General features: G+C 69.3%; 16 protein-coding genes. 10 read left to right on the forward strand and 6 right to left on the reverse strand.

From position 1 onward, the window contains the following. The first annotated feature begins 123 nt into the window (after window positions 1-123). From H7A73_RS01170 to H7A73_RS01180, 3 genes are all read left to right on the forward strand, one after another. The gene (locus tag H7A73_RS01170) at window positions 124-600 is read left to right on the forward strand and encodes a DUF4265 domain-containing protein (RefSeq protein ID WP_182064300.1); all 477 of its coding nucleotides are present in this window, start codon (window positions 124-126) and stop codon (window positions 598-600) included. A 163-nt stretch (window positions 601-763) separates the two neighbouring features. Next, window positions 764-1,138 (forward strand): hypothetical protein, encoded by a 375-nt coding sequence (locus H7A73_RS01175; protein WP_182064301.1) that lies wholly within the window; start codon window positions 764-766, stop codon window positions 1,136-1,138. A gap of 43 nt (window positions 1,139-1,181) precedes the next feature. Beyond that, window positions 1,182-1,784 (forward strand): HEAT repeat domain-containing protein, encoded by a 603-nt coding sequence (locus tag H7A73_RS01180; RefSeq protein WP_182064302.1) that lies wholly within the window; start codon window positions 1,182-1,184, stop codon window positions 1,782-1,784. A gap of 57 nt (window positions 1,785-1,841) precedes the next feature. Here H7A73_RS01180 and H7A73_RS01185 read toward each other — a convergent pair whose 3' ends face one another. The 3 genes from H7A73_RS01185 to H7A73_RS01195 are packed head-to-tail and all read right to left on the reverse strand — an operon-like array spanning window position 1,842 to window position 3,618. Beyond that, a complete protein-coding gene (locus H7A73_RS01185) occupies window positions 1,842-2,663 on the reverse strand; it encodes an aldo/keto reductase (protein WP_182064303.1) in 822 nt (273 codons plus the stop codon). A gap of 35 nt (window positions 2,664-2,698) precedes the next feature. Beyond that, a complete protein-coding gene (locus tag H7A73_RS01190) occupies window positions 2,699-3,097 on the reverse strand; it encodes a hypothetical protein (protein WP_182064304.1) in 399 nt (132 codons plus the stop codon). Between the two features lie 2 nt (window positions 3,098-3,099). Then, window positions 3,100-3,618 (reverse strand): hypothetical protein, encoded by a 519-nt coding sequence (locus tag H7A73_RS01195; protein ID WP_182064305.1) that lies wholly within the window; start codon window positions 3,616-3,618, stop codon window positions 3,100-3,102. Between the two features lie 139 nt (window positions 3,619-3,757). Between H7A73_RS01195 and H7A73_RS01200 the strand changes: the two genes are divergently transcribed. Continuing rightward, a complete protein-coding gene (locus tag H7A73_RS01200; protein ID WP_182064306.1) occupies window positions 3,758-4,489 on the forward strand; it encodes an OBAP family protein in 732 nt (243 codons plus the stop codon). A gap of 58 nt (window positions 4,490-4,547) precedes the next feature. On the opposite strand, the gene H7A73_RS01205 is transcribed toward H7A73_RS01200, so the two are convergent. Together H7A73_RS01205 and H7A73_RS01210 are read right to left on the reverse strand one after the other, a co-directional pair. After that, window positions 4,548-5,009, reverse strand: a complete 462-nt coding sequence (locus H7A73_RS01205) for a DUF4383 domain-containing protein (RefSeq protein WP_027467234.1) — start codon at window positions 5,007-5,009, stop codon at window positions 4,548-4,550. Window positions 5,010-5,087: 78 nt separating this feature from the next. Then, on the reverse strand, window positions 5,088-5,720 hold the full coding sequence (locus H7A73_RS01210; protein WP_182064307.1) for a TetR family transcriptional regulator: 633 nt from the start codon (window positions 5,718-5,720) through the stop codon (window positions 5,088-5,090). A gap of 88 nt (window positions 5,721-5,808) precedes the next feature. On the opposite strand from H7A73_RS01210, the gene H7A73_RS01215 reads away from it, so the two are divergent. Both H7A73_RS01215 and H7A73_RS01220 read left to right on the forward strand, forming a co-directional pair. Next, window positions 5,809-6,423: a GNAT family N-acetyltransferase gene (locus H7A73_RS01215; RefSeq protein WP_182064308.1), complete on the forward strand. Its 615-nt coding sequence runs from the start codon at window positions 5,809-5,811 to the stop codon at window positions 6,421-6,423. 85 nt (window positions 6,424-6,508) lie between these two features. After that, the gene (locus H7A73_RS01220; RefSeq protein ID WP_182064309.1) at window positions 6,509-6,865 is read left to right on the forward strand and encodes a VOC family protein; all 357 of its coding nucleotides are present in this window, start codon (window positions 6,509-6,511) and stop codon (window positions 6,863-6,865) included. 84 nt (window positions 6,866-6,949) lie between these two features. Here H7A73_RS01220 and H7A73_RS01225 read toward each other — a convergent pair whose 3' ends face one another. Beyond that, window positions 6,950-7,972, reverse strand: coding sequence for a LacI family DNA-binding transcriptional regulator (locus H7A73_RS01225; protein ID WP_071245173.1), 1,023 nt, complete (start codon window positions 7,970-7,972; stop codon window positions 6,950-6,952). A gap of 216 nt (window positions 7,973-8,188) precedes the next feature. On the opposite strand from H7A73_RS01225, the gene H7A73_RS01230 reads away from it, so the two are divergent. The 4 genes from H7A73_RS01230 (at window position 8,189) to H7A73_RS01245 (ending at window position 13,480) form a co-directional block, all read left to right on the forward strand. After that, complete coding sequence (locus H7A73_RS01230) at window positions 8,189-10,222, forward strand: beta-galactosidase (RefSeq protein WP_182064310.1); 2,034 nt, start codon at window positions 8,189-8,191, stop codon at window positions 10,220-10,222. After that, window positions 10,219-11,133 (forward strand): carbohydrate ABC transporter permease, encoded by a 915-nt coding sequence (locus tag H7A73_RS01235; protein WP_027467229.1) that lies wholly within the window; start codon window positions 10,219-10,221, stop codon window positions 11,131-11,133. The genes H7A73_RS01230 and H7A73_RS01235 overlap by 4 nt, the downstream gene beginning before the upstream one ends. Next, entirely contained in the window at window positions 11,130-12,080 is a 951-nt protein-coding gene (locus tag H7A73_RS01240; protein WP_247737319.1) for a carbohydrate ABC transporter permease, read from the forward strand. Before H7A73_RS01235 ends, H7A73_RS01240 begins: the two co-directional genes overlap by 4 nt. 62 nt (window positions 12,081-12,142) lie before the next feature. Further along, window positions 12,143-13,480: an ABC transporter substrate-binding protein gene (locus H7A73_RS01245; protein ID WP_182064311.1), complete on the forward strand. Its 1,338-nt coding sequence runs from the start codon at window positions 12,143-12,145 to the stop codon at window positions 13,478-13,480. Window positions 13,481-13,609: the final 129 nt, after the last annotated feature.

Here is a 13,609-nt window from a genome sequence, read left to right on the forward strand (position 1 = left end):
TCGACCCTACGAGTCCGTGCTCCGTGTCACCCCTGCGGTACGGTCAGGCCACATGAAGCGGTCATCCGTGCACGACGAGGGGCAGCGCCCGTGTGTTCGTGACGCCTCGCCGGAGCAGGTCGGATGACTGCACCTGATCCAGCTCGGTGGGTGTTGCACCCGAATCCGGTCTGGGCGGGCCGAGTCGACTTCGTCGCAGACGCGATGATCGCTGGAGATCCGACGAGTCCTCTGCGATTCGAGCAGCTCCTCTTCCGGGACCTCGGTGACGGCATCCACCAGCTCTGCTGCATCCCGTTCTTCACGTACGGCTGGTCGCTCGGTGATGGAGTGCGTCTCGAGGAGCGTGACGGAGTCGGTCCCACGCCGGCTGCAGTTCTCGAACGAAGCGCATTCTGGGTTCTCCGAGCTTTCGTTGAGAGCGATGACGCAGCCGCAGCACTCCTCGAGCTGTTGCAGCGGAATGACGCGCTCGTGGAAACGCGCGGGCGTCTGGTCGCGTTCGCGGTCGAGGGCGCCCAGAGGCTCGCTGCTGTTCGAGAAGAACTGGAAGCTCTGCAGCGTCCCGGCTTCCTGTCCTACGAGACCGGCTGGCTCTGACCCCGCTCGTTGCGGAAGGCTGCTCTCTCGTGTCGACTTTCATGGAGAAGCGCTTCCAGTGAGCCGGATCGACGCGATGGACTTCGGCTTCCACATCGAGTTCGCGCGTGCCTGAGGCGGCACGGCCGTTCTCGACCCGTCGGCGCGGTACGGTCAGGCTCACATGAAGCGGTCATCCATCGACGAAGTCCAGCGCCGTCCCCGTGGTTGGTGGCTGCTCGGACTCGCGTTCTGTTTCCTCGTCTTCCTCGAGGTGTTCGTGGCGATCGGCTCGCTGCCGGGGATGGTCGTCGCGCAACTTGAGCAGTACACGCCCTGCGCCTCCGACACGACGTTGCAGTGTTCGTACGCCGTCGGGGAGACCGTACAGTTCCTCGTGCCGGTCCTCGCACTCGTCGTCGCGATCACGACCTGGGTCATCGGGGGGTCCGGTGCTCCCACGGTGCGGCGACGGGTGCTGATACCCACGATCGGCCTCGTGGTCATCGTCCTGATCTTCGTACTCGGCGTCGTCGCGATCAATCTGTCGATCCGATGATGGTCATCAACCAAACTCGCCGCCCCGCGCTCCCGAGGAGCTGATGCCGTTCACACCAGCAGAAGCTGCCGAGCAGGCGGCGATCCTGGCCGACCTCCGCGCGCTGGGGTACGACTTCTCGAACCTGTCCGTCTTCGCCCAGGCCGGGATTCGTTACAAGGACGCGGTCCCCCTACTGATCGAGTGGCTGCGGAAGGCGCGGACGCCGGCGATGCAACAGGACCTCGCTCGGGCGTTGAGCAATCCATCCGCGAAGGGAACCGCGATGCCCGCACTGATCGAGGCGTTCCGGAACTTCCCTGACGAAGCGGGTACGCGCTGGGCGGTTGGGAACTCGATCGAGACCGCGTACGTGGACGCGTACTTCGATGACGTGGCGGCGCTCGCGCTGGATTCTCAGTACGGGCGTACCCGTCAGATGGTGGCCCTCGCGCTGGGGAAGTCGAAGCGGCCCGAAGCGGTCGATGTCCTCCTGCAACTCATGGACGACCACAACATCAGCGGGCATGCGGTGTTCGCACTGAGCAAGCGGCCGAACCCCCGAGCGCGCGAGGCCTTGGAGGAGAAGCTGACCGACGACCGCCCGTGGGTGCGGAAGAAGGCTGCGCTCGGGCTGCGGAAGATCGGGGTGGAGCCCGCCGTCTGACGGACCGGAGGCGCGGTGCCAGCTGGCACCGCGCCTCCCGTCCGGGGTGGGGCCGCGTCAGCTCGCGGTGTCCTCGAGCGCGTCGAGCGCGGCCACGTCCTCAGCGGCGAGGACGAAGTCGACGTCGGAGTTCTCCGCGATGCGCGACGGGGTCGTGGACTTCGGCAGCGGCAGGACGTCCTTCTCGAGCAGGTAGCGGATCGCGACCTGGGCGACGGTCTTGTCGTACTTCGCCGCGATCTCGGCGATCTGCTCGTTCTCGAGCAGTCCGCCGGTGGCGAGCGGGGAGTAGCCCTCGGTCAGGATGTCGTGCTCGCGGTCGAAGGCGGTCGTCTCGTCCTGGGTGTTGCCGATGAACCAGCGGATCTGGTTGGCGTGCGGGACGACGTCGGTGCGGCCGAGCAGGTCCTCGAGGTCGGCGACGGCGAAGTTCGAGACACCGATGCTCTTGGTGCGGCCGGCGTCGTAGAGCTCCTCGAAGACCTTCCACACCTCGACGTTGCCGTCGCGGTGGTCGGAGCCCATGTCGCTCCAGGGCCACGGCGCGTGGATCAGGTACAGGTCGACGTGTCCGAGGTCGAGGTTGCGGCTCGACTCCTCGAAGGCGTCGCGGGCGCCCGAGGCCGTCTTGATCTCGGCCGGCAGCTTCGTGGTGATGAAGAGTTCGTCGCGGGGGATGCCGCTGTCGCGGACGGCCTCGCCGACGCTCGCCTCGTTGCCGTACGCCAGGGCGGTGTCGATGTGGCGGTAGCCGAGGTCGAGAGCGGTCTTCGTGGCGTCGTACGCGTCGGAGCCGGACGGGATCTGCCAGGTGCCGAAGCCGATCTTCGGGATGTGCAGACCGTTGGACAGGGTGAACGTGTCGATGAGTGCGGGCATGCAGCGGACAGTACGCCGGTCTGGTTCAGCCACGGTCACGGTGCGGAACGCGGGTGTTCTCGGGCTTGCGCGCACTCGGGGAGGAAGTGTCGGTACTCCTCCTTGCGGGCAGCGGTGCTCACTGCGCCGTCGAAGTCGGTCTCCGGAACAACCCCGACCGCGACGTCCCCGTGGCCACTCCCATCGCAGACGGCGACGATGACGCCGTCCGCTCCGTCGGCCTGAGACAGTGTCGCTGGGCGATGGAGCACCTGTGGAGACAGGTCGTACCAGACGAACGCGTCACCGTCCGGGACGAGGGCACCGGCTTCGGTGACCGTCATCCCGACCGTGACATCCACACGGGCCGGGTGACCTGCTGTGGAACATCCCGCCAGCAGCAAGGCGCCGACGGCAATGCTGACCGCGCTGATGCTCAGGCGCAGGGCGGACATGTTCAGCGGTACCGGATGATGTCGCACGTCACGCGTGCACTGCCCGGGTTGAAGGCGTACAACCAGCCGGAACGACCTGTGACGTAGTCCTTCCCAGCGCCGGTCATGTGCTGCTCGATCTTGTACTTGTAGCGGTTCCCGACCGGGTAGGCGACGAGCATCCGTCCCTTGGGGACACGCTGCCTGCTGCAGGTCACCGAGACGCTCTGTGTGCGGGAAGCACTGAAGTTGAGCTTGCCCGCGGCCCACTTCCTCGTCGCACCGAACTCCAGACCGATCGTTCGTGTTGCTGCGCGGCCCTTCGTGAGGCCGCAGTTCATCGAGGACGTGCGGGACCCGCAGGATGCGAGGATCTGCGAACCGGTGTGGTGGGACTTCTTCGACTTGCTGACCACCTTGTTGTAGTACCCCCACGCGGCTCGAGGTTCGCGCGGTTGCGTCGCTTCGGCTGCGGTACCGCTGGCGAGCAACAGGGAGATGGTGGTGGCAGCTACGAGGGCGCTCTTGACGGAAGTCTTCATGAACGTCGAGCCTGGCGGAGAACCGACGAAATATGTAGAACATCAAACGTTGGTGCGAAGTCGTGACCTGACCTCCGGCGCCAGGAAGGGCGTTCCGGGTTGCATGGCGCCCACCTCGAACGGACGGAAGGACGCCCGCATGCCCCTGAACCCCACCGTGCACGACCGGAAGACCGGTGTCACCCCGCCCGGAGGGCCCGGCGGCTTCGAGCTCGCCCTGCTCGACCGCGGCGCCGCCGTGCTGCAGACCTCGGCGCCGCTGCGGGGCTTCGACGTCTACGTGGTGGGGTTCCACTGCGTGAAGGGCGAGCCCGACGTGCAGATGGAGGCGCACCACTTCTGCAAGGTGGTGAACGCCGAGATGCTGCAGTGCGTGCTCTTCGACGGCAACACCGCCGACGCGAACCTGATCGGCATCGAGTACATCGTGTCCGAGCGGCTGTTCGACTCCCTGCCCGAGGACGAGCAGGCGTCGTGGCACCCGCACAACCACGAGGTGTTCTCCGGTGAACTCGTCGCTCCGGGCCTGCCGATCGCGGTCGAGACCGAGCTGATGGGGCACCTGGTGAACTCGTACGGCAAGACCTGGCACACCTGGCACAGCACCCCGATGGGTTCGCAGCCCGCACACGACCTGCCGATCGGCGACCCGATGCTCATGTGGTCGTTCAACCGCGAGGGTGAGGTGGACAGCGCGCTGCAGCAGGACCGGAACCAGGCGATGCGCACCGATCCGGAACCGCGCAAGGAGTCGCGGGCGAAGTACCTCGACCGCGCCCACCCGCAGCGCGGTGTCGGCACGATGCGCGACGCCTTCACGGGCACGACCCCGACCCCGGGCGTCGTCGACGCGGACGACGGACGCCCCTGACGACGGACGGGAGGCCCGTGGTGTCGCCACGGGCCTTCCGTCCGGTGTGTGCTGTGGTTCAGCGCGCGGTGCGCGTCCCGATCCGCGGCAGGACGAAGCCGAGCACGATCATCGCGACGGCCAGGAAGGCGTGCAGCACGTTGTCCGCGCTGTTCAGCGGCACGAAGTTCGCGCCACCGGCCATGCCCGCGGTGAAGAGCCCGTAGACGAAGAGCACCGCGTAGACGATGCCGCCGGCGACGAGGTACAGGCGCGCGGAGGCTGCACGGCGGGCGGCGAGCAGCCCGACGATGCCGAAGAGCAGGTGCACGATGTTGTGCAGGACGGACACCTGGAACAGGCCCAGGAGCAGGGCCATGGAGCCGTGGCCGGCCATCGACATCGAGCCCATGTCCATGGTGAGTCCGGGGATGAACCCGGCGATGCCGACGATCAGGAAGACGACACCGAAGACGAACGCGCCCCGCTGGGTCCACGTCGAACCGGAGGTGGTGCGTGCGGTTGCTGCGCTGCTGGTCATGATCAGCCCTCTTTTCTGTACGCGCCGCGGTGTGCGGCACACATGACATTCGGAGCGCTTCCCCGGACGGTTTGCAGGTCAGTGCTCGGCGGTCACGGCGGCGGTCACCGCGGTGGTCAATCCGCGCACCAGCAACGCCCGCGATCCGGCGGTCACGGTGCTGTCCGGATCGCTCCACGCGGCGCGGGCGAGCCCGTCCACCAGGGTGATCACGGCGTCGGCGACGACGGGCACCGGCTCGGACGGCGTCGCTCCGTGCCGCGCGGTCCAGCGCTCGATCCCGGCGACCACGCCGTCGCGCCAGAGCCGACGTTCGGCGTCGAGCAGGTCCCCGTCGCCGTCCGGGGCGAGGCCCGTCGCGCTGAGGGCCTCGAGCACGCGGAACCGCTCGGGTTCGCGCCGCACCAGGTCGAGGTACGCCGAGATCCCCGCCTCGAGCGCTGCGGCGAGGTCGTCGTGCTCGTCGGCGGCCGCGAGCACCGGCGGCAGGATCGCACGTGCCTGCCGTTCGAGCAGCGCGACGACCAGGTTGCGCCGGGCCCCGAAGGCGTAGTGCACGACACCGTGGGCGACGCCGGCTCGGGCGGCGACGGCCCGGGTGGTGAGGCCGCGCAGGCCGTCGTCCCGCACGACCAGGGCGGCCGCGTCGAGCAGCTCCGCACGCCGGTCCTGTCGGCTGCGGTACCCGCGCGTCTGCTGCTGGTCGGTCATCACAGGAAGCGTACGGGGCGCGTGCAGGACCGGACGCGAGGATGAAATCGGCCAAGTGGCCAAATCAGTGATCACCTGAGGAGTCAGCATGGAGACCGTCGTCCGAGCAGCAGGACCCGCCGAGCTCGAGGCAGCCGCGGCCGTCCTCGCCGAGGCCTTCGCCGACGACCCGGTGCTCGCCGAGTTCCGGCCGCCGCGACCCGGTGAGGACCGCCCCGCCGCGCTGACCGGGCTGTTCGCCGCGCTCATCCGGTCGGTGCCGATGCCCGCGCGTCGGGTGGACGTCGCCACGATCGGTGACCGCGTGGTCGGCGCCGCCTTCTGGCAGGCACCCGGTCGGCAGCCCGGTGGCGTCCGGGCCTTCGTGCGGCAGGTGCCGGCGTTCCTCCGGACCCTGGGGCTCGGCGGGGCGCTCCGCGCGGTGGCCCACCTGCGCCGCATGGAGCGCGCCCGACCGGCCACCCCGCACTGGTACCTGGCCGAGATCGGGGTGTCGGCGTCAGCACGTGGTCGGGGCATCGGTGGACTGCTGCTCGGCCACGCACTCGAGCGTGCGGACCGGACGTCCGCCGGCGCGTACCTGGAGTCGTCCACCCCAGTGAACCGTCGCCTGTACCGACGGCACGGGTTCACCGACGGTGCGCCGATCGCGGGGTTCCGCGCGGCGGCCCCGATCGGCATGTGGCGTCCGGCGGCCGGCTGACCCGGCACCGGGGGACACCGAGCCTGTGGCCCCGTGCACGCGCGCTGCCTACCGTCCACGGCACACCACGACGAGAGGAAACACCATGGCAAGTGGAGTCGCAGCAGTCTGGGTCCCGGTCAGCGACATGGAGCGCGCCGTCGCGTTCTACCGCGACACGCTCGGTCTCACCGTCAAGGACCAGTCCGACGACTGGAGCGAGATCGACGCCGGTGGCCTGATGATCGGCCTGAACGGGCGCGAGTCCGCCGGTCAGGGCAGCGACGGCGGTGCCGTCGTGTCGTTCCAGCCGGACGGCAGCATCGAGGACGAGGTCGCCTCGCTCAAGGAGCGCGGCGCGGACATCCAGGGCGAGATCAGCGAGCATCCGTGGGGCAAGATCATCCCCTTCAAGGACAGCGAGGGCAACGACCTGCAGCTCTACTCGCCGCCGCAGGGCTGACCCGGACGGGTGCGGGACGCACCCGCGGACGGACGGGAGGCCCGTGGCGGCGCCGCCACGGGCCTCCCGTCGGTCTGCGGCCGGCTACGCGGACCCGCGCCAGACGACCTCCGTCGGCAACAGCAGACCGCGTGGACCGTCGTCGGTGCCGCCGATCTGCTCGAGGACCTGGTGCGCCGCCTGCTCGCCGAGCAGGCGCGCCGGCTGCCGCACCGTCGACAGCTGCGGGTCACACCGGAGCGCCCAGGCACTGTCGTCGAACCCGACCACGCCGACGTCACCCGGCACGCTCCGGCCGCTGCGCTGCAGGACGTCCATGGCACCGGCGGCGACCGCGTCGGACGCAGCGAACACTCCGTCGATGTCCGGGGCTCGCTCGAGCAGCTCGCGCATGCCCTCGGCGCCGGCGGTGTAGCTGAACAGGGGGTTCCGGGCGACGAGGTCGGGGTCGAAGCGCTCGCCGAGTGCCGCGGTGAACCCCGCCAGACGGTCCTGGCCGGAGTCGCGGTCGAGCCCGGACGCGAGCATCCCGATCCGGCGTCGACCGGTGTCGACCAGCCGTCGGGTGATCTGCTCGGCGGCGGCGCGGTTGTCGATGCCGATGTACGAGATGTTCGCGGCGTCGGACGGGTGCCCGACGAAGCACGCGGGCATGCCGATCTCCTCGATCGCGCCGGTGATCGGGTCGCCGTCACGGGCGGACAGCACGATGGCGCCGTCGACGAACCCGCCGCGCAGGTACTCGACCACGCGCTCGCTGTCGCGGGCGGAGTCGACCATGATCGTGACGAGCTGCTGGTCGGCATCGGACAGCACGGCGTTCGTGCCGATCAGGATGTTGCCGATGTTGGGGTCGTCGAGCACCACGACCGAGGGTTCGTGGACGATGAGCGCGATCGCCCCGGACCGCCGGGTGACCAGGCTGCGGGCGGCGGCGCTGCGCACGTAGCCGACACGTCGGACGGCGTCCTGCACGGCCTCGCGCGCCTTCGGGGACACGTACGGCTCGTCGTTGAGCACCCGTGAGACGGTGCCACGCGACATCCCCGCTTCGTCGGCGACGTCCTGGATCGTGGCGCGCTGACGAGCGGATCGGACCTCGGACATGGGGCAACCATATCCGCCACTGAGGAGCCCTCGGAACGCCTCGCAGTTGACAGGGTGCAGCCGCTGGTGTTTGATCTGGGAGCGCTCCCAGAAACAGTCGGCCCCGATCGGCCGGTGCTGACTGGGAGCGCTCCCAGAACACTGGGTGGCCTTCGCCGTCGAAGGGGTCGCACGCGACCGAGGCGGCCGGGGCCGCCCCGATCAGCGAGGATCCCCGTGACGACCACCACCCTGCCGACGACCGCCACCGGCGCGCTCGGCCTCGGCTCGACGGGCCTCGCGTTCGGGTGCGACTACAACCCCGAGCAGTGGGACCCCGAGGTGTGGGTCGAGGACGTCCGGCTCATGCGCGAGGCCGGCGTGAACCTCGTCGCGATCAACGTCTTCGGCTGGTCGCACGTCGAGCCGCGGCAGGGCGAGTACGACTTCGACGCGCTCGACACCGTCATCGAGCTGCTGCACGGCGCGGGCATCGGGGTCGACCTCGGCACGGGTACCGCCTCGACGCCGCCGTGGCTCACCAGCCGGTACCCCGAGGTCCTGCCCGTCGTCGCCGACGGCACCACCCGCTGGCCCGGTGGCCGCCAGGCGTTCTGCCCGAGCTCCCCGGTCTACCGCGAGCACGCCCTCGCCCTGGTCCGCGCCACCGCCGAGCGCTACGGCGACCACCCCGCCGTGCGGCTCTGGCACGTGTCGAACGAGCTCGGCTGCCACAACGCGCACTGCTACTGCGACGTCTCCGCCCAGGCGTTCCGCGGCTGGCTGCAGGCCCGGTACGGCACGGTCGACGCACTCAACGCCGCCTGGGGCACCTCGTTCTGGAGCCAGCGCTACTCCGCGTGGGAGCAGGTGCTGCCGCCCCGCGCGACGCTGTCGTTCACGAACCCGGCGCAGACCATCGACTTCGACCGGTTCTCGTCCGACGAGCTCCTCGGCCACCACCGCGCCGAGGCCGCCGTCCTGCGCGAGCTGAGCGACAAGCCCGTCACGACGAACTTCATGGTCGCCGCGCACATCACGGCACTCGACTACTGGTCGTGGGCCGGCGACATGGACGTCATCGCGAACGACCACTACCTGGACCACCGCCTGCCCCGGCCGCACGTCGAGCTCGCCTTCGCCGCCGACACCACCCGTGGCCTGGCCGGCGGAGCGCCCTGGCTGCTCATGGAGCACTCGACGGGTGCCGTCAACTGGCAGCCGCACAACGTCGCGAAGGCCCCGGGCGAGATGCTCCGGAACACCGCGGCGCACATCGCCCGCGGTGCCGACGGGGTCTGCTTCTTCCAGTGGCGCGCGTCCGTGCAGGGCAGCGAGAAGTTCCACTCCGCACTGCTGCCGCACGCCGGCACCGAGTCGACGACCTGGCACGACGTGGTCGCGCTCGGCGCCCTGGTCGAGCGGCTCGGCGAACTGCGCGGCTCCCGCGTGGTCGCCGACGTCGCGCTCGTGTTCAGCTGGGAGAACCAGTGGGCGGCCGACCTGGAGGCCCACCCCAGCACCGCGCTCCGCTACCTGGAGCAGGTCCACGCCTTCCACGCCGCGCTCTGGGACCTCGGCGTGACCGTCGACGTCGTCGCGCCCGGGGCACCGCTCGACGGGTACGCGCTCGTCGTCGTCCCCGAGCTGTACCTGGTCCGCGACGAGCACGCGGCCGTCATCGCCGACCACGTCGCCGGCGGCGGGCACGCGATCGTCAGCTGCTTCAGCGGCATCGTCGACGAGCGCGACCGGGTCCGCACCGGCGGCTACCCGGGCGCCTTCCGTGACCTGCTCGGCGTACGGGTGGACGAGTTCCTCCCGCTCGCCGCCGACGCCACGATCGCGCTGTCCGACGGCACGACCGGCAGCGTCTGGTCGGAGCCGGTCGAGCTGCGCGGTGCGACGAGCGTCGTCGACTACGCCGAGGGCTCGCTCGCCGGCCGCCCGGCCGTCACCCGCAACGAGCACGGCGCCGGGACCGCCTGGTACACGTCCACGGTGCTCGACACCGGTGCGCTGGGCGGGTTCGTCCACCGCGTCCTCGACGAGGCCGGGGTGCGCGCCGACCCCGCCGTCCGCCCCGGACTCGAGGTCATCCGACGCCGGGACGACACCCACGAGTGGGTCTTCCTGCTGAACCACTCCGACCACACCGTCGAGCACCACGAGGCCGGCCACGAGCTCGTCGCCGACCGCCCCGTCACCGGGACCACCGCGATCGCACCCGGCGGGACCCAGATCATCCGCACCGACAGGAACCGCTCATGACCACCACCGCACAGTCGCCCAGCGCGACCCGACGACGCCGGGGCGGCGGGTTCCGCTACCGCCGCGCCATCGCGATCTTCGTCCTGCCGTTCGCCGTCCTGTTCACGGCGTTCTACCTGGTCCCCATCCTCTACGCCGTGTGGGAGTCGCTGCAGAAGATCGAGCGGCAGGGCACGTTCGGTGCCCCGACGCAGGTCTTCGGCGGTCTGAGCCAGTACGCCCTGGTGTTCCAGGACGGCGAGTTCTGGAGCTCGGTGCTCCGCGTGCTGCTGTTCGGTGTCGTGCAGGTGCCGGTGATGCTCGGGCTCGCGCTCCTGTTCGCCCTGCTGCTGGACTCCCCGCTGCTGCGCGGCAAGCGGTTCTTCCGCCTGGCGTTCTTCGCGCCGTACGCGGTTCCCGGCGTCATCGCCGCGATCATGTGGGGCTACCTCTACGCCCCCGACCTGTCGCCGTTCTCCGCGGTGACCTCGCGGGTCGACCTGCTCGGCGGCAGCACCGTGCTGTGGGCCGTCGCCAACGTCGTGACCTGGGTCTACGTCGGCTACAACATGCTCATCATCTACTCGTCGCTCCTCGCGATCCCGGCCGAGGTGTACGAGGCGGCGAAGCTCGACGGTGCGTCCCAGCTCCGGATCGCCCTGTCGATCAAGATCCCGCTCGTGGTGCCGGCCATCGTCCTCACCGCGGTGTTCTCCGTCATCGGCACCCTGCAGCTGCTGACCGAGCCGACGGTGTTCCGACAGTTCACCTCGACCATCTCGTCGACGTTCACGCCGAACATGCTCGTCTACTCGACGTCCTCGGTGCCGAACTTCAACCTCGCCGCGGCGTTCTCGGTCGTCCTCGCCGTCGCCACGTTCGTCCTGTCGATCGGGTTCCTCCGACTGACCCAGCGGAAGGCCGCCGAATGACCGTCAACGCCCCGACCCAAGGTGACCTCGTCCGCGACGTCGGCCGACCGCTCGAGCCGAACCGGGCCTCCCGTCCGCACCAGCGCGGAGCGCGCGGTCCGCGGGAGAGCGTCATCTCGCGCAGCGCCGCGATGATCGTGATGGGGGTCTTCACCCTCTACTTCCTGCTGCCGATCTTCTGGCTGCTGGTCTCGTCCACCAAGACCGCCGCGAACTTCAACTCGACGTTCTCGTTGTGGTTCAGTGCCACCTCGGTGCAGGACTTCTTCGGCAACCTCGTCGAGTTGTTCACGCGCCAGGACGGCATCTACCTGCGCTGGCTGCTGAACAGCATCGCCTACGCCGGGGTCGCCGGCCTGCTCGGCACCGTGCTCTCCGCGATGTGCGGGTACGCCCTGGCCAAGTACCGGTTCCGCGGCCGCGAGGTCCTGTTCAACGTGTTCCTCGGCGGCGTGCTCGTGCCGGCGACCGCCCTGGCCCTGCCGCTGTTCCTCATCTTCAGCCAGGTCGACCTGACCGACACCTTCTGGTCGGTGTTCCTGCCGAGCATCGTCAGTCCGTTCGGTGTCTACCTGTCGCGGTTGTTCGCGGCGTCGAGCGTGCCCGACGAGATCATCGAGGCCGCCCGGATCGACGGCTCCGGCGAGGTCCGGACGTTCTTCACCGTGGCGGTCCGGCTCATGTCGCCCGCGCTCGTGACGATCTTCCTGTTCCAGTTCGTCGCCGTGTGGAACAACTTCTTCCTGCCGCTCGTGATGCTCCGCGACTCGTCGCTGTTCCCCGTCACCCTTGGCCTCTACACGTGGAACTCGAGCGTGAACCAGTACCCGGACCTACGCACCCTCGTGCTCATCGGATCGTTCGTCTCGATCATCCCGCTGCTCATCGCCTTCCTGAGCCTGCAGCGCTTCTGGCGCTCCGGCCTCGGCTCCGGCGGCCTGAAGTAGCCCCTCGACCCGCACCCCTTCCCGCACCAGCTCTCCCCACACCACATCCGAACGGAAACAGCATGAAGACAACGAAGTTCCTCAGCGTCGCCGCGATCGCCGTGGCCGCCACCGTGGCCCTCGCCGGCTGCAGCACCGGCGGCAGCAGCAGCGGCGGCGGATCCGACACCGCGGCTGCCAGCTGCAAGCCCTCGGACGGCAAGGTCACCCTCGACTTCACGACCTGGGTGCCGAACATGGACAAGGTCGTCGCGATCTGGAACAAGGCCAACCCGGACATCCAGGTCAAGGTCTCGATCGTCGCGAACGGCAACAGCGGCACCTACCAGAACTTCTTCAACCAGCTGAAGGCCAAGCAGGCGCCGGACATCGGCCAGGTCGAGTACGACACCCTGCCGGCGTTCCGCGTGCAGGGTGGCCTCGAGGACATCGGCGCGTGCGCCGGCATCAGCGACGCGAAGAAGGACTTCGCCGACGGCCTGTGGAACCAGGTGACCTTCGGTGAGTCGAAGTCGGTCTACGCGGTGCCGCAGGACTCCGGTCCGATGGCGCTGTACTACCGCAAGGACCTGTTCGAGAAGGCCGGCCTCGACGCTCCGAAGACGTGGGAGGAGTACGCCGAGGACGCCGTGAAGATCAAGAAGCTCGGCGGGAACATCACCAACTTCGCCAAGGGTGACGTCAACCAGTTCGCCGGGCTCGTCTCGCAGGCCGGTGGCCAGTGGTTCGAGAACTCGGGCCAGGACTGGAAGGTCAACCTGAACGACGACGCGTCGAAGAAGGTCGCCGACTACTGGCAGGACCTGATCGACAAGAAGCTCGTCAACACCCTGCCGAGCTTCACCGACCAGTGGAACAGCGCCTACGACAGCGGCAAGGACTGGACCTGGGTCTCCGCGGTCTGGGGTGCGAACACCATCTCGAGCGGTGCACCGTCGACCTCGGGCAAGTGGGCCGTCGCGCCGATGCCGCAGTGGAAGTCCGGTGAGACCAAGTCGGCCGCCTGGGGCGGTTCGTCGAACGTCGTCTTCGCGGGCAGCGAGCACCCGGCCGAGGCATCGAAGTTCCTGGTCTGGCTGAACACCTCGACCGAGGCGCTCTCCGCACTGAACAAGGAGGCCAACCTGTACCCGGCCTCGACCACCGGTGCCGACCTGCCGGCGCTGACCGAGGGGCTCGACTTCTACGGTGGCCAGAAGATCTACGAGGAGTTCGCCACCGCGGCGAAGGACATCCAGCCCTTCACCTGGGGCCCGACGATGACGCAGACCTACTCGGACGTCTCCGACGGCTTCGGGCAGGCCGCGTCCGGCTCGGGCACGTTGGCCGAGGCGCTCGAGTCCGGGCAGTCCAAGACCATCGCTGCGCTCAAGGCGCAGTCGATCCCGGTCGAGGGCTGACGGACGGCGGCTGACGTCGCGCGGTCCACGCGCTGACGACGGACAGGAGGCCCGTGGCGGGATCGCCACGGGCCTCCTGTCCGTCTCCGGGTCGTGTTCGGACGCCGTCGCGCGCTCGCAGCGCGCTCG

The sequence above is a fragment of the Curtobacterium sp. ME12 genome (genome assembly GCF_903970855.1).
Classification (GTDB): domain Bacteria; phylum Actinomycetota; class Actinomycetes; order Actinomycetales; family Microbacteriaceae; genus Curtobacterium; species Curtobacterium poinsettiae_A.